Here is a 22,805-nt window from a genome sequence, read left to right as displayed (position 1 = left end):
CGGCCGCGGTGTCTCCAGCCTACGAAGCGCGGCGACGCATTAGCGTGGCAGGTATGCCTGGCCGACCGCACAGCGACGGGACCGTCGTATGGACCGATCGCTTTCTCGAGTACAAGTGGACGCCGGAGCATCCCATGCGGCCAGTGCGACTGCGCTTCACCATGGCGCTGGCCGAGAGCCTCGGGCTGTTCGAGGGTGTCGAGACCATCACGCCCGAGGCGGCGGCCGAGGGCGATCTGCTGCGCATTCACACCCACGACTACATCGAGGCGGTCAAGCACGCCGAACAGCCGCCGGGGGAGCCGCCGCTCGCACCGCCCTACGGGCTGGGATCGCCCGACAATCCGGTCTTCCCGCACATGCACGAAGCGGCCTCGATCATTGTCGGCGGCACCCTCGCGGCGGCCCGCGAGATCGCCGCGGGGCGCACCCGGCGCGCGGTGAGCATCGGCGGCGGCATGCACCACGCCATGCCGAATTCGGCGGCCGGGTTCTGCGTGTACAACGATGCGGCGGTGGCCATCTCGTGGCTGCTGGACAACGGCTTCGACCGCATCGCCTACCTCGACGTGGACGTACACCACGGTGACGGCGTGCAACGAGCGTTCTACGGCGATCCGCGGGTCTTGACGCTCTCGATCCACCAGCATCCGGCGACGCTGTGGCCCAATACCGGATGGGCCGAGGAGACCGGGACGGGCGACGCCGAGGGCACCGCGCTCAACCTGGGGATCATGCCGGGTACACGGGATGCGCTGTGGCTGCGCGGTTTCCACGCGGTGGCTCCGGGTGCGCTGGCCGCGTTCCGGCCGCAGATCGTGGTGAGCCAGTGCGGCGTCGACACCCACCGGGAGGACCCGCTGGCGGATCTCGAGCTGTCCGTGGACGGTCAGCGCGCCGCCTTCCTGGCCATGCGCGAGCTGGCCGACCGCTATGCCGAGGGCCGGTGGCTGGCCATCGGCGGCGGCGGATACGGGCTCATCCGGGTGGTGCCGCGCGCCTGGACGCACCTGCTCGCCGCCGCCCTCGACCGCGATATCGACCCGTCCACCCCGATCCCGCCGGAGTGGACCGCCCTGGCCGTCGACTACGCCCCCAATATCGCCCCGCCCGCGACCATGGGCGACGGCGCGGACGTGACCTTCGAGCCGTGGGACGGCCCCGGCGGCGGCCGCGAAACCGGCGACGACCGCGTCGATCGCGCCCGCCGCGCCCTCGACATATCCGTATTGGCAACGCGCCGAGCGACTTTCGGCCTGCTCGGCCTGGATCCGGAGGATCCCCGTGACTGACCCCACCGACCCCGCGCCCCCGCTGCCGGACGGCCCCGCCGCGCCCGACCCCGCCGACGGCGCGGTCGAATCCGCACCGCCCCCGCTCGTGCCGGACACCCCCAGCACGCCCGCGACCCCGCCGCCTCCGCCGCAGCACTGGTTCGCCGACGTGCTCGCCTCCGACGGCGGGGTGGTGCGGCTGCGGCCGATCACGCCCGACGACGCGGAGGCGATGCAGGAGTTCCACAATCGCCTGTCGGACCGGACCCGCTATCTGCGCTACTTCGGGCCGTATCCGCGCATGACGCCGAAGGACCTGTACCGGACCACGCATGTGGATTACCACGACCGGGTCGGCCTGGTGATCGAGCTCGGCGACGACATCATCGCGGTGGGTCGCTACGAGTTCCTGTCCGAGCGCGGGCTGCCACGCGCCGCCGAGGTGGCGTTCGTGGTCGCCGACGGGCATCAGGGACGCGGGCTCGGGTCGATTCTTTTGGAGCACTTGGCCGGTGCGGCGGCGGAGAACGATATCGAGACCTTCGTGGCCGAGGTGCTCGCCGAGAACAACGCCATGGTGCAGGTCTTCCGCGACGCCGGATATCAGGTGCAGCGCAGCCGCGACGGCTCGGTGCTGCACCTGGAATTCGCCATCGACCCCTCCGAAGCGCTGCTGTCGGTGCGGGATTCACGCGAACGCGCCTCGGAGGCCCGCAGTGTGGGAAATCTGCTCTCGCCCAAGTCGATCGCCGTGATCGGCGCGACGCCCTCCACCGGCCGGGTCGGCGGTGCGGTCTTCGCCAACCTGCTCTCGGGCACCTTCCAGGGCCCGGTGTTCCCGGTCAACCGCACCCGCGCCGCCGTGCGCGGCGTGCGGGCGTATCCGACCGTGCGCGATATCCCCGACGAGGTCGATCTCGCCGTCGTCGCCGTCCCCGCCACCGAGATCGGTTCGGTGCTCGACGACTGTATGGCCAAGGGCGTCAAGGGACTCGTGGTGCTCACCGCCGGATTCTCCGAGACCGGACCGCGCGGGTACGCCGCCGAACGCGATCTCGTCGCCGCCGCGCGCACCCACGGCATGCGCGTGGTCGGCCCGAGCGCGCTCGGTATCGCCAATACCGATCCGAGCGTCACCCTCAACGCCACGCTCGCGCCGGTGCTGCCCGGTCGCGGCCGCATCGGCTTCTTCTGCCAGTCCGGACCGCTGGGCGGGGCCATTCTCGCGGAGGCCGCGGCACGGCAATTGGGTCTGTCCACCTTCGTCTCCGCCGGTAACCGCGCCGACGTCTCCGGCAACGACCTGCTCCAGTACTGGGACAACGACGCCGACACCGATGTGGTGCTGCTGTATCTGGAGACCTTCGGCAATCCGCGCAAATTCTCTCGCATCGCCCGCCGGGTGGCGCGCACCAAACCCATCGTGGCCGTGAGCAGTGGCCGCAATGCCATGCGCGAGGAGGGGGAACGCGATCTCGACCGCTCGCTGGTGCGCAATCTCTTCGCCCAGGCGGGCATCGTCCAGGTCGACTCCATCGCCGAGCTCTTCGACTGCGCCATGCTGCTCGCCTACCAGCCGCTGCCCGCCGGGCCGCGCCTCGCGGTGATCGGCAACAGCGCCGCGCTGGAGTGGCTCGCCGTCGACGCCGCCCGCGGTGAGGGCCTCGACGTTGCCGAGCCCGTCGATCTCGGGCCGCAGGCCAGCCCGGCGGACTACCTCACCGCCGTGGCCGCCGCCGTCTCCGATACGGCGGTCGACGCGGTCATCGTCATCTTCTCCCCGCCGGTCGCCACCGGTGTCGCGGCCTATGCCGAAGCCATTCGCTCCGGAGCCCAATCCGATACGGAGACACCGGTTCTCACGACCTTCGTCGCCGATCAGGGCATGCCCAATCTGCTCGCCACGCGCGGCGTCGGCGGCTCCCTGGAACGCGGCTCGATTCCGTCCTATCCGGATCCCGAACGCGCGGCGCGCGCCCTCGCCCGGGTACGGCGCTACGCCGACTGGCGCACCCGCCCGGTCTCGCCGGTCGCGCGGCCCTCCGGAGTGGACACCGCACGCGCCCGCGAACTCGTCGCCGAATGGATGGGCGACGGCACCGGACGCTGGCTCACCGACCTGCAGGCGGTGGAGCTGCTCGGCTGCTACGGGATCGGCATCGTCGAATTCCGCGAGGTGCTCGACGCCGACGCGGCCGTCGCGGCCGCCGAGGAGCTCGGCTACCCGGTCGCGGCCAAAGCCACCGGTGAGCTGTGGCGCAACCGCCCGGACCTCACCGGCGTACGCCTGGACCTGTGGCGCGCAGACGCCGTGCGGCGCGGCTACACCGACCTGGCCGAGATCTCCGGCAATCCGGTCGTGCACATCCAGCGCATGGCCACCAAGGGCGTCGGCTGTATGTTCCGCGTCCAGGACGACCCGTCCTTCGGTTCGGTCATCAGCTTCGGCCTCTCCGGCACCATCATCGACCTGCTCGGCGACCGCGTGTACCGGGCGCTGCCGCTCACCGAGGCCGAATCGGCGGAGCTCATCGACGCCCCGCGCGCCGCACCCCTGCTCTCCGGCAGCGTCAACGGCCGCGATATCGGCAAACCGGTCGACCGCGCCGCGCTCGCCGAGATCGCACAACGCATTTCGGCGCTCTGCGACGACCTACCCGAGGTTCGGGAGCTCCAGTGCGAGCCGATTCTGGTCTCACCGGACGGTGCGGCGGTCCTGTACGGCCGGGTGCGCATCGGGCCGGAGCCGAGCCGGTTCGATATCGGGCCGCGCCGATTGGCGTGAAATCCGCCGGGCGCTTCGGAACGCGCCCCGACCTCGGGAAATGAGTCCTACCGGTCGGCTCGGAAGGTAGCGGGAGGTGTGCCCGCCCGCACCTTCGGGGCCGACAGCGGGCAGAATTCATGCCATGCGGGAAGATCGGATCGAAACTGCCACCGCGCCGCTGCGCGACGACATCCGGTTCCTCGGCGGGATCCTCGGCGAGACCATTCGCGATCACGAGGGCCCGGAGGTGTTCGACCTCATCGAACGGGTCCGCGTGGAGGCGTTCAAGGTCAGACGCTCGGAGGTGGACCGCAGCGCCGTCGCCGACATGCTGCGCGATGTGGACATTCGCACCGCGTTGCCGCTGATTCGGGCGTTCAGCCACTTCCTGCTGCTCGCCAATCTGGCCGAGGACCTGCAGCGTGACCGCCGCCGAGCGGTGCATCTGGCGGCGGGGGAGCCGCCGCAGGACTCCAGCCTCGCCGCCACCTACGGCAAACTCGACGCCGCGCGTCCGGACGGCGAGGTGGCGGCCGAGCTGTTGCGCGACGCGCTGGTCTCGCCGGTTATCACCGCGCATCCGACCGAGACGCGCCGCCGCACCGTTTTCGACGTCCAGGCCCGGATCACCGAGCTCATGCGGCGTCGGCAGCGCTACGCCGAGACCGAACCCGAGTACGCCGCCATCGAGACCGATCTGCGCCGCCAGGTGCTGCTGCTGTGGCGCACCGCGCTGATTCGCCTGGCGCGCTTGCGTATTCAGGACGAGATCGAGGTCGGCCTGCGCTACTACGACCTCACGCTGTTCGACGTGATCCCGCGCATCAATGCCGAGGTGCGCCGGGCGCTGCGGGCCCGCTGGCCGGATGAGGAGCTGCTGACCCGGCCGATGCTGCGTCCCGGCTCCTGGATCGGCGGCGACCGCGACGGCAATCCGAATGTCACCGCCGAGGTGGTGCACCGCGCCACCCACCGCGCGGGCGAGGTGGCGTTCGGCAATTACCTGACCGCGCTGGTGGATCTGGAGAAGTCGCTGTCGCAGTCGGCGCGGCTGGTGCCGGTGACGCCCGAACTCGCCGCGCTGACCGACGAATCCTTCGACGATTCCCCGCAGCGCGCCGACGAACCCTACCGCCGCGCGCTGCGCGGCATTCGCGCCCGGCTCAGCGCGACCGCGCGCCGCTCGCTCGGCGAAATCCCCGCCGATGGAATCGATGTCGACGCGCGCCCGTACAGCGGTGCGCCGGAGTTCCTGGCGGAGCTGTGTGTGGTGGACGCCGCCATGCGCGCCTCCGGGGACGGCCTGCTCGCCGACGACCGCCTCGCGGCCTTGCGAGATGCCGTGGAGACCTTCGGTTTTCACCTCCAGGGTCTGGATATGCGGCAGAACTCCGAGGTGCACGAGCAGGTGGTCGCCGAGCTGTTCGCCTGGGCCGGAGTGCATTCCGACTACGCCGCGCTCGACGAGGCGCAGCGGGTGGAGCTGCTCGCCGCCGAATTGACCACGCGCCGACCGCTCGTCGGCCCCAATGCCCGCCTCAGCGACCTGGCGGCCAAGGAACTCGCGGTGGTGCGCGCGGCCAAGACCGCCCTGGACGACCTCGGCCCCGATACCGTCCCGAACTACATCATCTCCATGTGCACCTCGGTCAGCGATATGCTCGAAGCCGCGTTGCTGTTGAAGGAAGCGGGCATTCTCGACCCGGGCGACGCCGACACGCCGCCGTCGAGCCCGGTGGGTGTGGTGCCGCTGTTCGAAACCATCGACGATCTGCGCCACGGGGCCGATATCCTCTCCGCCGCACTGGAAGTCCCCGCCTATCAGAACCTGGTCGCCGCGCGCGGTATGCGCCAGGAGGTCATGCTCGGCTACTCCGACTCCAACAAGGACGGCGGCTACCTCGCCGCCAACTGGGCGCTGTACCGGGCCGAACTCGATCTGGTGGAGGTGGCCCGCAAGACCGGAATTCGCTTGCGGCTCTTCCACGGTCGCGGCGGCACGGTGGGTCGCGGCGGCGGCCGCAGCTACGACGCCATTCTCGCCCAGCCCGCCGGGGCCGTGCGCGGGTCGCTGCGCCTCACCGAACAGGGCGAGGTCATCTCCACCAAGTACGCCGACCCCAATACCGCCTACCGCAATCTCGAATCCCTCGTAGCGGGCACGCTGGAATCCACGCTGCTCGATGTGGAGGGACTCGGCGAGGACGCGGAACCGGCCTACGAGATGCTCGACGAGGTGGCCGAGCTGGCGCGCCAGGCGTACGCGCGCCTGGTCCACGAAACCCCGGGCTTCGTCGAGTATTTCCGCGCCTCTACCCCCATCGCGGAGGTCGCGGATCTGAACCTGGGCAGCCGTCCCGCGTCCCGCAAGCCCACCAACTCGGTCTCCGACCTGCGCGCCATCCCGTGGGTCATGGCGTGGAGCCAATCGCGCGTCATGCTCCCCGGCTGGTACGGCACCGGTTCGGCCTTCGAACAGTGGATCGGCGACGACCCCGCCCGCCTGGCCACCCTCACCGACCTGTACCGCCGCTGGCCGTTCTTCCGAACCGTCCTGTCCAACCTCGCCCAGGTAATGGCCAAGGCCGACATGGATATCGCCGCCACCTACGCCGAACTCGTCCCCGACGAAACCCTGCGCGCCACCGTCTACGGCATGATCCGCGACGAGTACACCCGCACCGTCGCCATGCACGCCGCCATCACCGGCAGCGACGAACTCCTCGCCGACAACAAGGCCCTCGCCGAATCCATCCGCAACCGCTTCCCCTACCTCGAACCCCTCAACCAAATGCAGGTGGAGCTGCTCCGTCGCCGACGTGCGGGCGACGACTCCGAACTCGTGGAACGCGGAATCCTGCTCACCATGAACGGATTGGCCACCGCACTGCGCAACTCCGGTTAGTGGCGCGGTCCGAGCCGTTCGGTCGCCGCCTACCGCTGCGTGTTCGTCGTCGCCGGGCCCGGATGAGCGCCCGCCGCGGGCTGTTCGGCGGCGCGCCGCCAGAGCGCGGGCCAGCCTCCCGCCGACAGCCACTCCGCGGGGGCGAGGAGGCCGGTGTCGGCGACCTGGCCCCAGAAGAGTTCGGGTTCGAAGCCGATTTCGGCGGCGGCGGGCCAGGCGCGCTGCCAGGGACCGGCCGGATCGCTCAGTGACGACACCGGGAAGCCGGGCACGGTGGTCTCGCGAGGGCGGGTAATCGCCACTGTCGCAGTGTATTTCGGGGAGGCGCAGGTGACGGCCAGGATCAGTGGGCAGAGCAGGTCGGTACGCGGGTCGCGGACCAGTGCGCGGGACAGTGCTGGATCGCCGTCCAGCGCCAGGCGGGCGAGGGTGCGGCGCAGGCGCAGGGCGACGACATCCATGGAGCGAGACGGGGCGAGGTCTGGGTCCTTCACCAGCAGGCGCAGGGATTTCGACGCGATCGGGGCGTCCTCGACGAGCTGGCGCAGGCGCGGATAGCGTTCCCGGACAGCGGGAGTCAGCGCCTCGACGGCCGCCGCCATCGGGCGGGCCGCAGTGGCGGACCAGAGCTCGGGCAGGGTGACCCGGCGCGCCGCCAGCGCTTCGACGCAGAGCCGCGTGAGCTCCTCGGCGGTGGCGCGGCGCAGGGCGGTCAACACTCGCGGGTCACGGACTCTCAGCGCGGAGTTCGTGCTCGAGTCCGCCTCGCCGCCAGCCGCCAGCGCGGTGAGGGCCGCCAGCGCGGAGTCCATGTGGGAGAACGATTCTCGGCTGAGTTCCCGCAGCCGGGGGCCGATATCGCGCAGCACGGAGCGGGTGGGTCCGCGGTGGACCGGCGGGGCCGGGGGCTCGGTGGGCTCGTGGTTGTCCGCGCTGTCCGGAGCGGGCCATTGCCAGGAGTGCACGTAGTGTCGAAACGCCTTGGCCAGTGCGGGATCCGGGTCGGCATTGAACCGTGCGCGTATCTCGTTGACTCGCCATCCGACAGTCGTCGCCCGCAGTTCGGCATTGACGAGCAACGTACCGTCGACGTCGCGCAGGGCGACCAGTACGCTGCGGCCCTCGCATGCCGCGTTCTGATACCACGGCGCGGCAATACAATTGCCCATGTAATCCGACCACTGCGCCAACTGTCGTGCGGTGCGGGCGATTTCGATCCGAGCCGTCGTGTCGGGCAAGCGTGACCCGTCCGTGGCGAGAATCGTTTCGGGCACCTGGAATTCGCTCGTCAGCGCCTCGGCGACCGCTCCGCTCGTCATGAGCGCCGCGCACAGCTCCGCCCAGGAGCGGCAGCGGGCGGGGGCCTGCGCGCCCAAGGACAGCAATTGCGCCGTTCCGGCCACCGCGAGCGGAATCGAATCCGGTTGCGGTGTCAGCGGATCCGGTGCGGGCGGGGACTGATCCGGATCGAAGTGAATGGTCTGCCAGGTGTGCCGGATCTCGGCGTGGGGGAGCCCACGCACCTGCGCGATGGCATCGGCCAGATCGGCGTACCACAGCAGGTCCGACGCGTCCTCCTCCGCCGCCGGGTCCTCTTCGCGCCGCGCCGCTAGGCTGCCCAAACCGTGGCCGCGCACCACCGGCTGCTGCTGCCAGGTCTCGGGCGGGCGCACCGCGGTGTACCCGGCCGCACTCCGCCACCCGCGCAGTGATGGGAAATCCCACCGCGGCGGCAAGAACTCGCCCGGCAGTGCCTTGCACAGCAGCGTGTGGGTGGCCTCGTGCACCACGAGCGCATAGGGCAGTGCCGTCGCGAGGCGTTCGCGAACGGCCTGTTCGAAACGCGCGTCACGCGGATGCTGGTGGCGGGTGCGCATATCCAGTTCGCGAATGTGCACGATAGGCCGGGCGGGCAGGGCGAGGAGACCATCGACCGGGCGCTGCGCCGCCTGCACCGCGCTCTTCTTGACCATCGACGAGGCGGCCGCGACCCGGGTCCGCATGCGTGCGAGACCGCCCTCGACGCCGTACTCCTCGACCGCCATGGCCAGACGCAGCAGGACCGTCGCCGCGACCGCGTCCTCGATGACCTTCAGCACCGCGTACTGCCAGAAGTTCGGCCATTTGGGCACGAAGCGCGCCAGCTCGGTGACGGTCGGCTGCTGATAGCCGTGCCATGCGCGCACATGCTCGGTCGCGAGGTCGTCGTCATGGCGACGGTAGCGCTCGCGCAAGCCCTCCAGCACAGTCAGATCCTGGCGCGCCAGCAAGCGCCGCTGTCGCTGGAGCGTCGTACCACGAGCGCACACCTGCTCCCACACATCGAGCACCAGGTCCAAACGCCGTCGCCCCGAATACCTTTCGAGTACGTGGCGCAGATTCGCCGCCAGCTCCGACGGCGCACCCGAGGGGACCGGGTCGACCCCCTCGGGCGCCCGCAGCGCGAGCACCCGCTCCAACTGCTCGGGTCCGAGCAGATCCGCGGCCGCCGACGCCAGATGTACGGCCGCCCAACGGTTCTCCCGCATGGCGGCCTCCGCCGCCGCACCGACGGGTTTCGTGGCCGTCACCCCGAACAACGCCACCAATGTGGCCGCGCGGTCACCGAGCCGCTCGGCGCCCTCCACCCCGAGTACCCGCAGGGCCGCCAAGACCGCGTCGCGCCGGTCCCCGCTCGCGCCGGGCAGTCGCGCCGAGGTGAATCCGTCCCCCACATCGACACCGGCACCGGCGATTACGACCCCACCGGCCTCGATCAACGCGCTCAACTCGGCGCGGGCGGCCCCGACCCTTTCGTCACTCGCATCCGGTGGCCCCAACACCACCGCGGCCCCGTCCGGGAGTTCCCGGTCCCGCGCGTCCACCACCTGCCCGTCCGCGAGCAGCCACGCCCGCCGATCACGCTCGGCGACCACCCCCCAGGCCAGTCGTACGGCCACTCCACGCTCCTGTCCCTCACGCTCGGATCCCGCCCCCGGAACCACCTCGCCGCCGACCCTAGGGGCCGCCCAGGCCCCCGACAACTTCATTTCCGCCGTTCAGAACACCGGGTTGACAGGTAGGAAATTTCCTACCTATTCTCGCCCTGTGCCGCACCGCATGAAATCCAGCAGCACCGATCGGGTGTTCGCCGCCCTGGCCAACCCCACTCGGCGCGACATTCTGGACCTGCTCCTGGCCGGGGAGCAGACCGTCCAGGCCATTGCCGAGCGCTTCGACATGGCTCGGCCCAGCGTCTCCGAACATCTCAAGGTGCTGCGCGACAGCGGCCTGGTGGACGAGGAGAAACGCGGCCGCCACCGCTACTACCGCGTGCGGCCGCAACCGCTGCACGAGCTACAGGACTGGCTCGAACCCTTCGAGCGCTTCTGGCGTGCCCGACTGCGCGACCTCGGCACCGTCCTGGACGCCCTACCCGACGACATCGACGAAACGGAGCCCGCACCATGACCGAGGACCTCACCACCATCGAGATCGACCAGTTCTACCCGCACTCGCCCGCGAAGGTCTGGCGCGCCCTCACCGAACCCGAGCTCATGGCCCAATGGCTCATGCCCACAACGGATTTCGAGCCGACCGTCGGCCATCGTTTCCGCATGCGCGCCCGCCCGGTCGAGGCCACCAACTTCTCCGGTGAGATCGCCTGCGAGGTACTCGAACTCGTCGAGGCCAAACGTCTGCGCATCAGCTGGGACGACGCCCATGCCGCCACGCCCACCGGCTGGGTCGTCACCTGGGATCTACGCCCCGAGGGCACCGGCACTCGAATGATCTTCACGCACAGCGGATTCGACCCCGACGACGCCAATGCGCAACTCTCGCGCACGATCATGCGCGGCGGCTGGCCCGGTATCGTGCGCCGACTCGGCGAAGTGGTCGACGCCGCCTGACCCTCGCGGGTCGGCCGTCACCCGCGGTGCGCCCCGACCATCCGCAGGGCGAGCGCGGCGTGATCCTCGCCGATCCGCTCGGGAGCCCGACGGTAGTCGGGGGTGTACCAGCGGGCGGTGTCCACGCACAGCGACAGCACGGCGATCGTGGTCGCGCCCGGATCGGCGATATCGAAGCCCGCCTCGGCTCCCTCGACGAGCAGGCCGCGCATCATCCGGTAGATCTCCCGCTGGATATCGGTGACGTCGCCGCGATGCTCGGGGGTCAGATCGGTGAGATGGTGCAGCACCACCCGCACGCTGGCGCTGTGCACGGCATGCCAGGTGGTCAGATCGCGCACCGTCGCGAACAGGCGCTCGGCGGGGGAGCCCGGTCCGGTGCTCGCGGCCTTCGCCACATCGCGCGTCAGCCCCAGCGAGGCCACCGAAATCTGATGCAGGACCGCTTCTTTGGAAGGGAAGTGCACATAGAGCGCGGCCGGGCTGAGCCCCGCGCGCGCGGCGATATCGCGGGTACTGGTGGCGTGGAAGCCCCGCTCGGCGAAGGCGTCGATGGCCGCGCGGAAGATCCGCCGCTGCCCCTCGGGAAACCGTCGGCAGGTGAGCTCCAGCGCGTCCATCGTGGTCGTGGACGCTCCGACTTCGGCCGACGGTATTTCCCTATCGCTCATCGCATCAGTGTCGCGCACTGGAAGCGGTACGGCCGCATCACTTCCGCGGGAACGGGGAATTGATGGTGGTGAAGTACTGCACGGCCGCGCCCAGCGCCACCGGCCCGGTGACGAAGAGCTGACCGGCGATGGTGCCCAGGGCGGCCATGGCCGCGGCACCGGCCAGGCAGCCCACGGCGGCCGCGGGCAGGAACGAGAACAGTCCGCCGATGATGCCGGTGGCGATGGTCGCGCCGGTCCCGGCGGCGACGCCGCCCAGTACGCACCCCAGCGCGCCGCCGCCCAGACCGCCGACCACGGTGCCGAGCGCGGCGCCCATGGTGATGGTGGAGGTCAGCCGCGACCAGGCGGCCTGCTCGCGCTCGTACGGCGTCTTCCAGGGCGCGGAGTCCTCGAAGGGCAGCGCGACCGGCTGATAGACCGCATGGGCGAGGTCGAACCGCGGCGTCAGGGTCGCGGTGCGGCCGGAGATGTCGGCGGTGACGGGGAAGACGAAATCGTCCACCCGGAAGGACAATTCGGTTCCCGCCAGGACGGTGCCGTCCGCGGCCTCGATGGTGAAGACGCCATTGTCGGCGGTCAGCGAACCGGCGTCGGTGGAGATCACCGCGGCGTTCTCGGTGAGGTGTCCGGTGTAGTTCACGGCCTCGGTGGTCTGCGCCGGTGCCGCGTTCGCGGTGGCGCTGCCGATGACCGCGGCTCCGATCAGCAGGGCGGAGGTCGCGGTGATCTTCTTCATCTTGGTCGTACTCCCGAGCTCTTACCTGACCAATTGTCTGTTCAACGCCCCAGAAACCAGGCGCTCAGTATGGTTCAGGTCACAAATGATGCTAAGCGGGCGCTTAGTTCGCCACACGTTAACCATCCGGCCGGGTGTGGTCAAGCTCTCATTTGCGGGAGGTTCACCCCGTATGTGATCCACGCCGCTCAAGACATGAAAAATGCCGGTCGGTCCATGCTGCCCCGAGGGGTTGTGGGCAGCAGGAACCGACCGGCGTCGGTGTCGGACCCGCTTCTCGCGTGGGTCCGGACGGTTGTGGCTAGCTGGCGTAGGCGCGGAGGCGGTCGGCGCGCTCGCCCTTGCGGAGCTTGGACATGACCTCGCGCTCGATCTGGCGCACCCGCTCGCGGGAGAGGCCGAAGAGCTTGCCGATCTGGTCGAGGGTGCGGGGCTGGCCGTCGTCGAGGCCGTAGCGCAGGCGGATGACCTGCTGTTCGCGCTCGTCGAGGGTGGCCAGAACGGTACGCACGTCCCGATGCAGGAGTCCGGCGATGACGGCGCTCTCGGCCGAGGTGGCCTCGGAGTCCTCGATGAAATCGCCCAGCGGGGCCTCTTCGTCATTGCCGACCGGCATATCCAGGGATACCGGATCGCGGCTGTGGTCGAGCAGATCGGCGATCTTCTCCACCGGAATGCCCGATTCCCGGGCCAATTCGGCGTCGGTGGCCTCGCGGCCGAGCTGCTGATGCAGTTCGCGCTTGATGCGGGCCAACTTGTTGACCTGCTCGACGAGGTGCACGGGGAGCCGGATGGTGCGGCTCTGATCGGCCATACCGCGGGTGATGGCCTGACGAATCCACCAGGTGGCGTAGGTCGAGAACTTGAAGCCCTTGGTGTAGTCGAACTTCTCCATGGCGCGAATCAGACCCAGATTGCCTTCCTGGATCAGATCCAGCAGCGGCATACCGCGGCCGGTGTAGCGCTTGGCGAGTGACACCACGAGGCGCAGATTCGCCTCGAGCAGGTGCTGGCGCGCGGCCCGGCCCTCGCGGACCAGCAGGGCCAGATCCTTCTTCTTGGTGGCCGACAGCCGTTTGCTGGTCTCCAGCAAATGCTGAGCGTAGAGGCCCGCCTCGATGCGCTTGGCCAGCTCGACCTCGTCGGCCGCGGTGAGCAGCGCCGTCTTGCCGATCCCGTTCAGGTACACGCGTACCAGGTCGGCGGCGGGGCTCGTGGCGTCGAGGTCCTGTTCGCTGGTGCGCACGTCAGTGGTGGCGGGGCTTGTCATGACTTGCCTCCTGTCGGTGGTGTCTCGCTCCGTTCAACGGACCCGACTCTCGGAAAGTTCCCCGCCTCAGCTCCGATAAACCGCATCTGAGCTGCGGTTTCATCACGCTTCGGCTGAGAAGTTCCTGAGAAGGGTCCGCCCGGGGAACGGGGGCCGATCCTCGGCCGCGCCGATATCCGGGTGGTTGCCGCAACCGGAGCCCAACATCCGCATACCCCAAGTGAATACGTGTATTCGGGGGTGAACGGTTCGAATGGGTCACGGTGGTTTCGCAGGAGCAGGTCAACCGTTGGATACAACGGCGGGCCGCCGCGACACATTCCCGTGGAATGGTGCGACGACCCGCTGTGACGTGCGCGTTCGCCGGAGTGGAGGTGAGTCCGATTACACCGGTCGGATGAGCCCGTGCCGGACCAGACCGAGCACCACGGTCAGCGCCGCGGCCTCGAAGTCGGGCGTGGCGGCCTCGCCGGTCGCACCGAAGGAGAGCAGTTCGACGAGTTCGCGCAGCGGCAGCCCATCGGGGCGCATACCGGCCAGCAGCGCCGCGATGGTGTCGTCGATCTCGTGCTGCCAACGCGGGCCGTCGCCGCGGTGCAGGCGGGCGACGCGCTGTTCCCAGCCTTCGGCGCCGGGCAGGTAGACCCGTTCCAGTGCGGTGGCCGAGGCCACTTCGAAGCGCGACGACCACGCGATATCGGTATCGGCGGCCACGGCGCGCAGCCAGGCGGAGCGTTCGAAGTACAGGGTCGCCTCGGCCCCGAGTGGATCGTCGAAGCCGTGGGTGAGGTCTTCGGCGAGCAGTTCGGTCGGCCCGTCGATGGCGCGCAGGTACACGAATCCGAAGCCGATGCCCTCGACTCGGGCGGCGTCGAAGGCGTCGAGCCAGCGTTCGGCGCGGGCCTGCGCGTCCGGGTCGCGCGGATCGAGTCCGGCGTCGCGCAGCCAGGTGCCGACATAGAGGGCGGGGTCGGCGATATCGCGCTGCACGATCCAGGCGTCGACACCGTGGTCGGGCAGCCAGCGCGACACGCGACCGCGCCAGTCCTCGCCGTCGATGTGCACCCAGGAGGCGAGCATGGCGGCGGTGCCGCCGGGGTTCAGCAGCTCCGGCGCGCCGGAGATGACGAGTTCACTCGCGCCGTCGAGGGCCAGGCCGGAGTCGCGGTAGGTGTGCTCGACGTGGGCGGGGCCGACCACGAACGGGGGATTGGCGACCACCTGGTCGAAGCGGCGTCCGGCGACGGGTTCGAACCAAGAGCCTTCCAGGAGTTCGAGATTCAACTCGTTGAGCGCCGCGTTGGCCTCGGCCAGCCACAGTGCGCGGCGGTTGACGTCGGTGCCGGTGACGGTGCCGCCGTAGGCCGCGGCGTGCACGGCCTGGATGCCGCAGCCGGTGCCGAGATCGAGCACGGAGCCGACCGGTCGGGTCGGAGTGGCGCGCAGCAGCGACAGCGAGGCGTGGCCGACGCCGAGGACGTGATCGGCGTCGAGGGTGCGCCGCCGCATGGAGTCGTCGAGATCGGAGAGGATCCAGCGGGTGCCGTCGCCGAGGTCGAGCGGGCGCAGGTCGAGGGCCGCGCGCACCTCGCCGCCCGCGCGGGCGAGCAGGCCCGCCGCCACCGCGCGGTCGATATCGAGCGGGCGCAGCGCGGCGGCGACCTCGTCCTCGGGCATCGGATCACCGAGCAGCAGCAGTCGAATCAGAACGCCGAGTTCCCCGGCCGCGCGGGCGGCCCGGCGCACCGGCACCGGCTCGGAGCGGCCGAGCGCGGTGTGCGCGTCCTCGCCGATCGCTTCGAGTAGCGTGTCGGCGTCGTAGCCGACGCGGGTGAGGGCGGCGCGCAGGTCGGGGGCGAGTGCGGCGAGCAGGGACGAGGTGGTCGTCTGATTCGTCGGCATGACAGGGAACTCTGCCACCGCGACCCTCCGACCGGTGTCAGCGCCCCCGGGGCCTTCCCGTGTCACGATGAGACCGGCCGGTGCGCGGAGAACCGACACGGAGGGAGCCGCGGTGACCGCTGACGATCAACCCCCGGAGGAGTCCGGCGCGCGACGCCCCGCCCGACGCGGCTTCTTCGCCGTGGGCACGCCGTCGCGCTGGGAGCTGGTGATTCTGGCCCTGCTGACGGTGGTGGCCGCGCCGTCCGTGGCGGATCTGATCCACGGCCGGTGTCAGCACCTGACCTTCGCGGGGGTGCTGTGCTGGGTGTTGGCGATCGGCATCATGGTGCTGTGGGTGGTGAATCTGTACGCCCTGGTGCGTGAGCGCGTGCGGCGAAATCGGCGCTGACTCACTCGGGTTCGCGGCCGGTGAGGCAGTAGGGCTGGTCGGCGGGATCGGCCATGACGATCCAGTGCGCGCCCCGGCTCACCTGGCGCGCGCCCAGCGACTCGTGCCACCGGGCGACGGCGTCGATATCGGAACAGGCCAGGTCGACATGCGCGGAGGTGGGGCGGTCCTCGTCGAGACGTTGCAGCAGGATCTTGACGGGCAGCGGCTGTTCGGGATTGATGCGCGCGAACTCCGGAAGCGTGCCGGGCCGATGCGTCCACCCGGTGAGTTCGGTCCAGAAGCGGGTCTCCGCGTCGTAATCCGTCGCGCCGATATCGATGCACACCTGATCGAGTCGGCTCTGGCTGCCGTCGGGGCCGGTGACGAGGGGCGGGAACTCGATCTCGGCGCGATCGGCCGGGGTGAGGCAGAACGTCATGCCGTGCGGGGACTTCAAGACGATGTAGTCGGGGTGCTCGAGCACCAGGGTGGCCCCCAGTTCCTGGGCGCGTTTGGCCGCCGCGCCGACATCGTCGACGTCGAGATCGAGGTGTACGCGCGAATCATCGGCCACCGCTTGCATTTTCACGCTGGGCCTGCCGGATTCCGGTAGCAGCGTGACGAATTCGGAGTTCTCGCCGCGGGTGGGAGAGAGGCTGGTGGCGGTGACGGTGGTCCAGAAGCGGGCGTTCTCGTCGAAGCGGTCGGCGGGACGGTCCAAGAAGATCCAGAGCCATCGAATCATCGTGCTGTCTCCTGTCATTCGCTGCCGACGCCGGTGCGCCGGAAGGTCTTGCGGTAGGCGATCGGTGCCACACCGAGTTCGGTGCGCATATGGTGGCGCAGCGAGGCGGCCGTGCCCATTCCGGCGCAGCGGGCCACCTCGTCCACCGGCAGGCTCGTCGTCTCGAGGAGATGGCGCGCATGCCGCAATCGTTGCTGGAGTACCCAGGTTCCCGGAGCCAGACCGGTCTCGGCCTTGAAACGTCGAGTGAAGGTGCGCACGCTCATGCGGGCGTGCTGGGCCAGGGTGGTGAGGTCGAGGTCGTCGTCGAGGCGGCGCAGCGCCCATTCGCGGGTGGGTGCGGTGCTGTCGGTGCCGGATTCGGGCACCTGCTGTTCGATGAACTGCGACTGGCCGCCTTCGCGCCACGGCGGGACCACACAGTAGCGGGCCGCGGTATTGGCGACCGCGCTGCCGTGGTCGGTGCGCAGCAGGTGTAGGCACAGGTCGATTCCGGCGGCGAGACCCGCTGCGGTGCAGACGTTTCCGTCCTCCACGAACAGGAGATTCTCGTCGAGGCGCACCGCGGGGTACAGCGCGCGAAAGGCGTCGGCGAAGGCCCAGTGCGTGGTGGCGCGGCGGCCGTCGAGCAGGCCCGCGGCGGCGAGGACGAAGGCGCCCGTGCAGATCGAGACGAGGCGGGCGTCCGGGCGGATGGACGCCAGCGCCGCGGCGAGCTCCGGTGGCAGGGTGCCGTGGCGGCGCGGGCCCGGGATCTGGGTGCCGGGCACGATCACGGTATCGGCGGCGGCGAGTGTTTCGGGGCCGTGCGCGGGCAGCACGGTGTAGCCGTTGGTGGCGCGCACACCCGCGCGGTCCAGTCCGCAGATCCGCACGTCGTAGAGCGGATTCTCGGCGGCGTCGCGGGCCGAACCGAGCACCATCGGCGGAATGGTCATATCGAATCCGACGACCGGTTCGAGGGCGAGTACCGCGACCAGGTGCGGGGTCGTCATGCGAATCCTCTCGAACGGATGGCGTGATATTTACGCATTGTGGCATTCAGGCCACTAGTTGTACACGCATATTTCCGGCACGCTCGGCCGGTGACCGATATCCGCCTGCCCGATCCCGGGCAATCAGCCCCTGCCGCAACGGCATTGCCGCGTGGTCCGCATCCGGCGTGGATCGTGGCGGCCGTCGCGTTCGTGACGCTCATCGGCGCGGCCGGATTCCGGTCGGTGCCCAGCGTGCTCATGAATCCGCTGCACGAGGAGTTCGGGTGGTCGCACGGCACCATCGGCGCGGCGGTCTCGGTGAATGTGCTGCTCTACGGGCTGATCTCGCCGTTCGCGGCCGCGCTCATGGACCGCTTCGGTATTCGGCGGGTGGTGGCGAGCGCGCTGGTGCTCATCGCGGCGGGCAGCGGGCTCACCGTGTTCATGACCCAGGCGTGGCAGCTCATGCTCACCTGGGGGTTGCTGGTGGGGATCGGGGTGGGCTCGATGTCCATGCCGTTCGTGGCGACCATCACCGGGCGCTGGTTCGTGCGCCAGCGCGGGCTGGTGACCGGCGTGCTCACCGCGGCCGGGGCGACCGGGCAGCTGGTGTTTCTGCCGTTGATCTCCGCGCTGGCGACCGAGCACGGGTGGCGGCTGCCCGCGGTGTTGGTGGCCGCCATCGCGTTGGCGGTGGTTCCCCTTGTGCTGCTGTTCATTCGGGACTTTCCCAGCGATATGGGCGTCACCGCCTACGGCGCGGGGCCGGGTGACGATACCGGGATGCGGACGCGGGCGACGGGTGGGGCCGCGCGGGCGCTGACCGTGCTGGCCACCGTGGCGCGCAAGCCCGTCTTCTGGCTGCTGGCAGGCGGTTTCGCGATCTGCGGCGCATCAACCAATGGTTTGATCGGCACGCATTTCGTCAGTGCCGCCCACGATCACGGAATGCCCGCGACCACGTCGGCCGGGCTGCTGGCGCTGGTCGGTGTGTTCGATGTCGCGGGCACCATCGCGTCGGGGTGGCTCACCGATCGGGTGGATTCGCGGTATCTGCTGGTGGGCTACTACTCGCTGCGCGGGCTGTCGCTGCTGATCCTGCCCATGCTCTTCGCGCCCGAGGTGGAGCCGAGTATGTGGGCGTTCATCATCTTCTACGGCCTGGACTGGATCGCCACGGTGCCGCCGACGGTCGCGCTGTGCCGCGAGCACTTCGGTGTGGACGGACCGGTCGCCTTCGGCTGGGTGTTCGCCTCACACCAGATCGGTGCGGCGGTGGCGGCCTCCGGTGCGGGCTTCATTCGCGATATTCAGGGCGATTACGACCTGGCGTGGCTCATCGCCGGTGGTCTGTGTGCCGTCGCGGCCATCATGTCCGCGTGCATTCGCCGCAGGTCACCCGTCGATGGAGCGGTGGTGGCCTGATTCCAGGGCGATCTGATTGCGGCGGCCGTCCCACCGGCTGGGTTCGTCCTTGCTGCGCGGCGGGCGGTCGTTGGCGACGAGAACCGCGACCCACGGCAGCGGAATCGACACACCGATGATCAGCAGCGAGATGACCCAGTTCTCCCACATGCTGTAGGCCACCGCAGCCAGGATCAGGCACGGAATACGGAAGGCCATCAAGATCGTGTACCGCCGCACGCGGTCGCGATGCTGCTGTTCCAGCGAGGTCTGCGCTTCGGTGATGAGCACCGGTTCGTCGGCCGCGCCCCGGAAGAACCCCTGGGTAGGCCGGGGCGGCATGGGTATCGACCCCGCTGGCCGGAACTCGAATTCGTGGCGAGATCCTTCGCCAGGCTGATCGGCTCCAGGATTTTCGCCGTCACGCTGCATGCCCCGAGTGTTCCACTCCGGCCTCTGGAATGCACACGCCGCTGCTAGCGAGATCGAAGCTGGCATTATTGAATGCGTGAGCGCAGACACCCTGGTACGTCCCGACGAGACCGTCGACGAGTCGACCGACAACGACCGCCCCAAGTTCTTCCACTACGTGAAGAAGGACAAGATCGCCGAGAGCGCCGTCATGGGCACCCACGTGGTGGCCCTCTGCGGCGAGGTCTTCCCGGTCACCAAGTCCGCCAAGCCCGGCTCCCCGGTCTGCCCGGACTGCAAACGCATCTACGAAATGATGAAGAAGGACTAGCTGTTTCCGCTGGTCAGTGGGCTATGGGCTGTTGAACTAGGCCGCAAAGTGCCAGTTTGGTGCCATTTTGAACGGGTTCAGCAATTCCAGAACGTCGGCGTTGTCCACTGCCACCATGCGGCGAATGCCCTGGTGGATGTAGTGGCGCTGAGCCATCGACTTGCCGCCGTCCATGTGCCCCAGCTGGGCACTGGCCCGTTCGTCGTCGCCGGTGATCATGGCGATGTGGGTGGCCACTGTGTCCCGTAGGTCCGACAGTCGGAAGGTGTCGAACTGACTACCGTTTCGCATGGCGTAAACCGCCATGCGAGCGTTGGTCACGCTGACCCATGACCCCGCGCTACTGCGCGGACCTTGAAGGACAGGCAGTTCTTCCGAAGCTGGGGATACCCGAAGCTTCTCGGTGGCGAGCACCTCCCTGAGCCAATCAGGCAGCACCACCCGGTACTCGTTGCCACTTTTACGCCGAGGGTTTCGGTACGGCCCAGAAGCGGACTTGCATCGAACGGTGGCGCCAACATAGAGCACCGACCGAATGACGCCGTCGAACTCTTCTTCCGTGATGTCGCACCATCGAACGGCCAGGCATTCGCCTGGCCGGATGCCGGTGCCGAGCAGCAGCAGATACAAGATGCGCAGGTAGCGGCTCTCACCTCGACCGTCGTCCAGCCAGGTGTCGATGCGCTGTAGGACACCGCGCTGCTCGTCAGGGCTGAGTGGCCGAGGTTCTGCGCGGTCGCCGGTCGGACGAGGCACGTACGGCATGGGGTTGGCGCGGGGGTCGATTCCCTTACCCAATACCGCGAGCTTGAAGGCGGTGCACAGCTGGCGATGCTGATGGTAAGCCGTGCTGTATGCACTGTCTGCAACTTCGTCCAGATAGTCGGCAATCCAAGCAGCGTCAGCCGCCTCGCTGATGCTGAGACTACCCATCTCGATATCGAGCTTGAAGGCGTTAGGATTTTTGCTGTGCTTCGGGCTTTTCGCCGGTGGATAAATATAGCACCGGTAATTGTTGTACGTTCCTTCGGACATCTTCCCCGCCGCCACTTTCGCCTTGTATTGGGCATCGAGCTCGGCGAAAACTTTGCTCATCTTGTCGGTAGGGGAGAACTGTGTTCGTCGACTTGTGCGCTTGCGTTTCGAGCCTTTGAGAACATTCTTCTTGAAATTCCGTTCCCACTCGTCAAGACACTCGCGGCGGGTTCGTCCGATGGCGCTAGTTTTGATGTATTCGCCGCTGTATGCGCGGTGGCGGATGCGTGTTAGTCTCCAGACGCCATCTGCTCCTTTTACTGGTATGAGTTTGTCTTTCGGGGGCATAGCGCCAGGCTCCAGCGCCACTTGGGTCATATCACCCCTCCTTCTTGTGTGGATGTCTACTGATCAGGCTGCATTTTTGTGATCTTCGAGAGGGGGTCGCAGGTCGCTGCCTCGATAGGGCAGCATTTGCTCCCACCTTTTTAATTCGCTCAGCTTGTAGCGTCGAAAACGGCCGATTTTCGCGAAGCGCGGGCCCTTTCCAAGTGAAGCCCAATTCGACAGCGTTTTCGGTGGTATCTTGAGCCTCTCGGCAACTTCCTCGGTGCTCATCCAGCAGTCAATTTGTTTGAGGTGAGTGGCATTCTGTTCGAGGTCGGACATGGTCGCATCCTTCGGTCGGGTGCATGATCGGTTGGGTACCGGTGCGGTACCACGGGATATTGACCCTCCGTTGCGTTCGTAGGGTCAAGTGCCTCGTCACGGAATGGGTTCTTCAACCTGGGCACCCTGTACTGGCGGCAAAGTTGAGAAAAATCCCCTTTTGGGTCAGTCACAGTTGTATATCTGATGCGTGGCGCTAGACGCCACCGCCGTAAGTGAGCGGTCAGTATTTGGCCCACCACAAGCGCCGAGATCGCTGCAGTGAAGACGATCGCCGGTGTCACACAGATGTCTGGCAACCGGGGCGAATGCAGACCTAATCCGGCACGAACGGTGCGCAGGTGAATACACCTCTGTTTGGCGTGATCCGCCGAAGTGGTGTTCGTGTACGGTTCGGTCTGTCAAACATGCTGAGCGATCAACATGGGCGATTACCCCAGAGTGAGCCCCGTACCGATACAGACCGGTGCGGGGCTCAATTGGATGTCGCGGTTCTGTGCCAGATGTTTGCCGACCAGCGCGGTGGTGCGCTGGCAACGTATGTAGAAAGTCCAGGGCGACGGCCACGTTGATCAGGTTCGAGGCGAAGGGGCGGGGGAGGAGTTCGTCGGCGCGGGACAAGCGGCGGACGATGGTGTTGCGGCAGCGTGAGCAGCGGTCCCGATGGCGAGCGGTTCGTCGAACTCGCCTCTGGAACGCGGATCTGCTTCCGCGTCGACGGCCCCGCACAGGGCAGGCCCAGCCTTGATGCTCATCGCTGGGCTCGGACTCGACCTCGAATCCTGGCCGAGCGCGATGGTCGCGCAGTTTGTCGAACGAGGCTTCCGCGTCATCCGGGCCGACAATCGCGACGCTGGCCGCTCCACCCTGGTCTCAGCGCCCGCGCCGAGCGTGCTGCGCCAGCTGCTGGCGAGACCCCGCGCCGACGCCTACAGCCTCGCGGATATGGCCGCCGATCACATCGGGGTCCTCGACCACCTGGAGGTGGATCGGGTGCACCTGCTCGGCATGTCGATGGGCGGCATGATCGCTCAGACGATAGCGGCCACCCAGCCCGGCCGGGTGGCCACACTGACCTCGCTGTTCTCCACCACCGGCAATTCTGCTGTGGGACAACCACGGTGGTCGACCAAATGGATTCTGGCCAAACCCGCGCCGCGCACCGTGCGACAGGCCGTCGAACGCCATCTCGAACTGTTCGGTCGTGTCGCCTCGACCACCTGCCCGCCGAACTGGGCCGCGGAGCGCGAGTGGGCGACCAAGGCTTGGTTTCGTGGACCTGGCAGGCAAGCCCACCAGGCCACCGCCCGCCAAATCGGTGCGATTCAGGCATCCGGTGATCGCACCGACGAACTGCGCCGTATCACCGCACCGACCCTCGTCATTCACGGCGGCAGCGATCGCCTCGTCCACCCAGCGGCGGAACGGCGACGGCGGCGGCCATCCCCGGCGCACGCCATGTGACGATCCCCGAGATGTGCCACCACATCGCACCGGCTGTC

General features: G+C 68.5%; 19 protein-coding genes. 9 read left to right on the top strand and 10 right to left on the bottom strand.

Translation table 11 applies throughout. From position 1 onward, the window contains the following. The first annotated feature begins 53 nt into the window (after positions 1 to 53). The 3 genes from ACIBH2_RS07780 to ppc all read left to right on the top strand — a co-directional run bounded on the left by ACIBH2_RS07780 (position 54) and on the right by ppc (position 6,946). Positions 54 to 1,292, top strand: coding sequence for an acetoin utilization protein AcuC (locus ACIBH2_RS07780; RefSeq protein ID WP_397114602.1), 1,239 nt, complete (start codon positions 54 to 56; stop codon positions 1,290 to 1,292). After that, positions 1,285 to 4,059 carry a GNAT family N-acetyltransferase gene (locus tag ACIBH2_RS07775; protein ID WP_397114600.1) on the top strand — a complete coding sequence of 925 codons (2,775 nt, stop codon included), beginning with the start codon at positions 1,285 to 1,287 and terminating at the stop codon, positions 4,057 to 4,059. Before ACIBH2_RS07780 ends, ACIBH2_RS07775 begins: the two co-directional genes overlap by 8 nt. A gap of 124 nt (positions 4,060 to 4,183) precedes the next feature. Then, on the top strand, positions 4,184 to 6,946 hold the full coding sequence (gene ppc, locus ACIBH2_RS07770) for a phosphoenolpyruvate carboxylase (protein WP_397114598.1): 2,763 nt from the start codon (positions 4,184 to 4,186) through the stop codon (positions 6,944 to 6,946). A gap of 29 nt (positions 6,947 to 6,975) precedes the next feature. On the opposite strand, the gene ACIBH2_RS07765 is transcribed toward ppc, so the two are convergent. Further along, positions 6,976 to 9,885, bottom strand: a complete 2,910-nt coding sequence (locus tag ACIBH2_RS07765) for a hypothetical protein (protein WP_397114596.1) — start codon at positions 9,883 to 9,885, stop codon at positions 6,976 to 6,978. A gap of 160 nt (positions 9,886 to 10,045) precedes the next feature. Here ACIBH2_RS07765 and ACIBH2_RS07760 point away from each other — a divergent pair, with 160 nt between their 5' ends. Next, positions 10,046 to 10,396: an ArsR/SmtB family transcription factor gene (locus tag ACIBH2_RS07760; RefSeq protein ID WP_397116878.1), complete on the top strand. Its 351-nt coding sequence runs from the start codon at positions 10,046 to 10,048 to the stop codon at positions 10,394 to 10,396. Beyond that, positions 10,393 to 10,836: an SRPBCC domain-containing protein gene (locus ACIBH2_RS07755; RefSeq protein WP_397114594.1), complete on the top strand. Its 444-nt coding sequence runs from the start codon at positions 10,393 to 10,395 to the stop codon at positions 10,834 to 10,836. The genes ACIBH2_RS07760 and ACIBH2_RS07755 overlap by 4 nt, the downstream gene beginning before the upstream one ends. Before the next feature lie 17 nt (positions 10,837 to 10,853). Here ACIBH2_RS07755 and ACIBH2_RS07750 read toward each other — a convergent pair whose 3' ends face one another. The 4 genes from ACIBH2_RS07750 to ACIBH2_RS07735 all read right to left on the bottom strand — a co-directional run bounded on the left by ACIBH2_RS07750 (position 10,854) and on the right by ACIBH2_RS07735 (position 15,418). After that, on the bottom strand, positions 10,854 to 11,507 hold the full coding sequence (locus tag ACIBH2_RS07750) for a TetR/AcrR family transcriptional regulator (RefSeq protein ID WP_397114592.1): 654 nt from the start codon (positions 11,505 to 11,507) through the stop codon (positions 10,854 to 10,856). 37 nt (positions 11,508 to 11,544) lie between these two features. Further along, positions 11,545 to 12,246, bottom strand: coding sequence for a hypothetical protein (locus ACIBH2_RS07745; RefSeq protein ID WP_397114590.1), 702 nt, complete (start codon positions 12,244 to 12,246; stop codon positions 11,545 to 11,547). A 301-nt stretch (positions 12,247 to 12,547) separates the two neighbouring features. Continuing rightward, a complete protein-coding gene (locus ACIBH2_RS07740) occupies positions 12,548 to 13,516 on the bottom strand; it encodes a sigma-70 family RNA polymerase sigma factor (RefSeq protein WP_397114588.1) in 969 nt (322 codons plus the stop codon). 384 nt (positions 13,517 to 13,900) lie between these two features. Continuing rightward, positions 13,901 to 15,418, bottom strand: coding sequence for a methyltransferase (locus ACIBH2_RS07735; RefSeq protein ID WP_397114586.1), 1,518 nt, complete (start codon positions 15,416 to 15,418; stop codon positions 13,901 to 13,903). 112 nt (positions 15,419 to 15,530) lie between these two features. On the opposite strand from ACIBH2_RS07735, the gene ACIBH2_RS07730 reads away from it, so the two are divergent. After that, positions 15,531 to 15,809: a hypothetical protein gene (locus ACIBH2_RS07730; protein WP_397114584.1), complete on the top strand. Its 279-nt coding sequence runs from the start codon at positions 15,531 to 15,533 to the stop codon at positions 15,807 to 15,809. A gap of 1 nt (position 15,810) precedes the next feature. Here the strand turns inward: ACIBH2_RS07730 and ACIBH2_RS07725 are convergent, their stop codons facing one another. Together ACIBH2_RS07725 and ACIBH2_RS07720 are read right to left on the bottom strand one after the other, a co-directional pair. Next, complete coding sequence (locus ACIBH2_RS07725) at positions 15,811 to 16,536, bottom strand: VOC family protein (protein ID WP_397114582.1); 726 nt, start codon at positions 16,534 to 16,536, stop codon at positions 15,811 to 15,813. A gap of 14 nt (positions 16,537 to 16,550) precedes the next feature. Further along, positions 16,551 to 17,531, bottom strand: coding sequence for a GlxA family transcriptional regulator (locus tag ACIBH2_RS07720; RefSeq protein WP_397114580.1), 981 nt, complete (start codon positions 17,529 to 17,531; stop codon positions 16,551 to 16,553). 99 nt (positions 17,532 to 17,630) lie between these two features. Here ACIBH2_RS07720 and ACIBH2_RS07715 point away from each other — a divergent pair, with 99 nt between their 5' ends. Continuing rightward, the gene (locus tag ACIBH2_RS07715) at positions 17,631 to 18,938 is read left to right on the top strand and encodes an MFS transporter (protein WP_397116876.1); all 1,308 of its coding nucleotides are present in this window, start codon (positions 17,631 to 17,633) and stop codon (positions 18,936 to 18,938) included. On the opposite strand, the gene ACIBH2_RS07710 is transcribed toward ACIBH2_RS07715, so the two are convergent. Then, positions 18,909 to 19,259, bottom strand: a complete 351-nt coding sequence (locus ACIBH2_RS07710; protein ID WP_397114578.1) for a DUF3099 domain-containing protein — start codon at positions 19,257 to 19,259, stop codon at positions 18,909 to 18,911. The genes ACIBH2_RS07715 and ACIBH2_RS07710 overlap by 30 nt on opposite strands. A gap of 157 nt (positions 19,260 to 19,416) precedes the next feature. Here ACIBH2_RS07710 and ACIBH2_RS07705 point away from each other — a divergent pair, with 157 nt between their 5' ends. Then, positions 19,417 to 19,659: a DUF3039 domain-containing protein gene (locus ACIBH2_RS07705; protein ID WP_397116874.1), complete on the top strand. Its 243-nt coding sequence runs from the start codon at positions 19,417 to 19,419 to the stop codon at positions 19,657 to 19,659. A 36-nt stretch (positions 19,660 to 19,695) separates the two neighbouring features. Here ACIBH2_RS07705 and ACIBH2_RS07700 read toward each other — a convergent pair whose 3' ends face one another. Together ACIBH2_RS07700 and ACIBH2_RS07695 are read right to left on the bottom strand one after the other, a co-directional pair. Further along, entirely contained in the window at positions 19,696 to 21,012 is a 1,317-nt protein-coding gene (locus ACIBH2_RS07700) for a hypothetical protein (protein ID WP_397114576.1), read from the bottom strand. Positions 21,013 to 21,045: 33 nt separating this feature from the next. Further along, entirely contained in the window at positions 21,046 to 21,303 is a 258-nt protein-coding gene (locus ACIBH2_RS07695) for a helix-turn-helix domain-containing protein (protein WP_397114574.1), read from the bottom strand. A gap of 747 nt (positions 21,304 to 22,050) precedes the next feature. Here ACIBH2_RS07695 and ACIBH2_RS07690 point away from each other — a divergent pair. Further along, on the top strand, positions 22,051 to 22,767 hold the full coding sequence (locus ACIBH2_RS07690; RefSeq protein ID WP_397114572.1) for an alpha/beta fold hydrolase: 717 nt from the start codon (positions 22,051 to 22,053) through the stop codon (positions 22,765 to 22,767). Positions 22,768 to 22,805: the final 38 nt, after the last annotated feature.

The sequence above is a fragment of the Nocardia sp. NPDC050406 genome, assembly GCF_044459025.1.
Taxonomy (GTDB): Bacteria; Actinomycetota; Actinomycetes; order Mycobacteriales; family Mycobacteriaceae; genus Nocardia.
This window is presented reverse-complemented; position numbering and strand designations above follow the sequence as displayed.

Bases quoted from the DNA above. Each gene is read 5' to 3' on its own strand.
- ACIBH2_RS07780 (WP_397114602.1), top strand. From the start codon at position 54: ATGCCTGGCCGACCGCACAGCGACGGGACCGTCGTATGGACCGATCGC.
- ppc (WP_397114598.1), top strand. From the start codon at position 4,184: ATGCGGGAAGATCGGATCGAAACTGCCACCGCGCCGCTGCGCGACGAC.
- ACIBH2_RS07760 (WP_397116878.1), top strand. From the start codon at position 10,046: ATGAAATCCAGCAGCACCGATCGGGTGTTCGCCGCCCTGGCCAACCCC.
- ACIBH2_RS07755 (WP_397114594.1), top strand. From the start codon at position 10,393: ATGACCGAGGACCTCACCACCATCGAGATCGACCAGTTCTACCCGCAC.
- ACIBH2_RS07750 (WP_397114592.1), bottom strand. From the start codon at position 11,507: ATGAGCGATAGGGAAATACCGTCGGCCGAAGTCGGAGCGTCCACGACC.
- ACIBH2_RS07745 (WP_397114590.1), bottom strand. From the start codon at position 12,246: ATGAAGAAGATCACCGCGACCTCCGCCCTGCTGATCGGAGCCGCGGTC.
- ACIBH2_RS07740 (WP_397114588.1), bottom strand. From the start codon at position 13,516: ATGACAAGCCCCGCCACCACTGACGTGCGCACCAGCGAACAGGACCTC.
- ACIBH2_RS07735 (WP_397114586.1), bottom strand. From the start codon at position 15,418: ATGCCGACGAATCAGACGACCACCTCGTCCCTGCTCGCCGCACTCGCC.
- ACIBH2_RS07725 (WP_397114582.1), bottom strand. From the start codon at position 16,536: ATGATTCGATGGCTCTGGATCTTCTTGGACCGTCCCGCCGACCGCTTC.
- ACIBH2_RS07720 (WP_397114580.1), bottom strand. From the start codon at position 17,531: ATGACGACCCCGCACCTGGTCGCGGTACTCGCCCTCGAACCGGTCGTC.
- ACIBH2_RS07710 (WP_397114578.1), bottom strand. From the start codon at position 19,259: ATGCCGCCCCGGCCTACCCAGGGGTTCTTCCGGGGCGCGGCCGACGAA.
- ACIBH2_RS07700 (WP_397114576.1), bottom strand. From the start codon at position 21,012: ATGACCCAAGTGGCGCTGGAGCCTGGCGCTATGCCCCCGAAAGACAAA.
- ACIBH2_RS07695 (WP_397114574.1), bottom strand. From the start codon at position 21,303: ATGTCCGACCTCGAACAGAATGCCACTCACCTCAAACAAATTGACTGC.
- ACIBH2_RS07690 (WP_397114572.1), top strand. From the start codon at position 22,051: ATGCTCATCGCTGGGCTCGGACTCGACCTCGAATCCTGGCCGAGCGCG.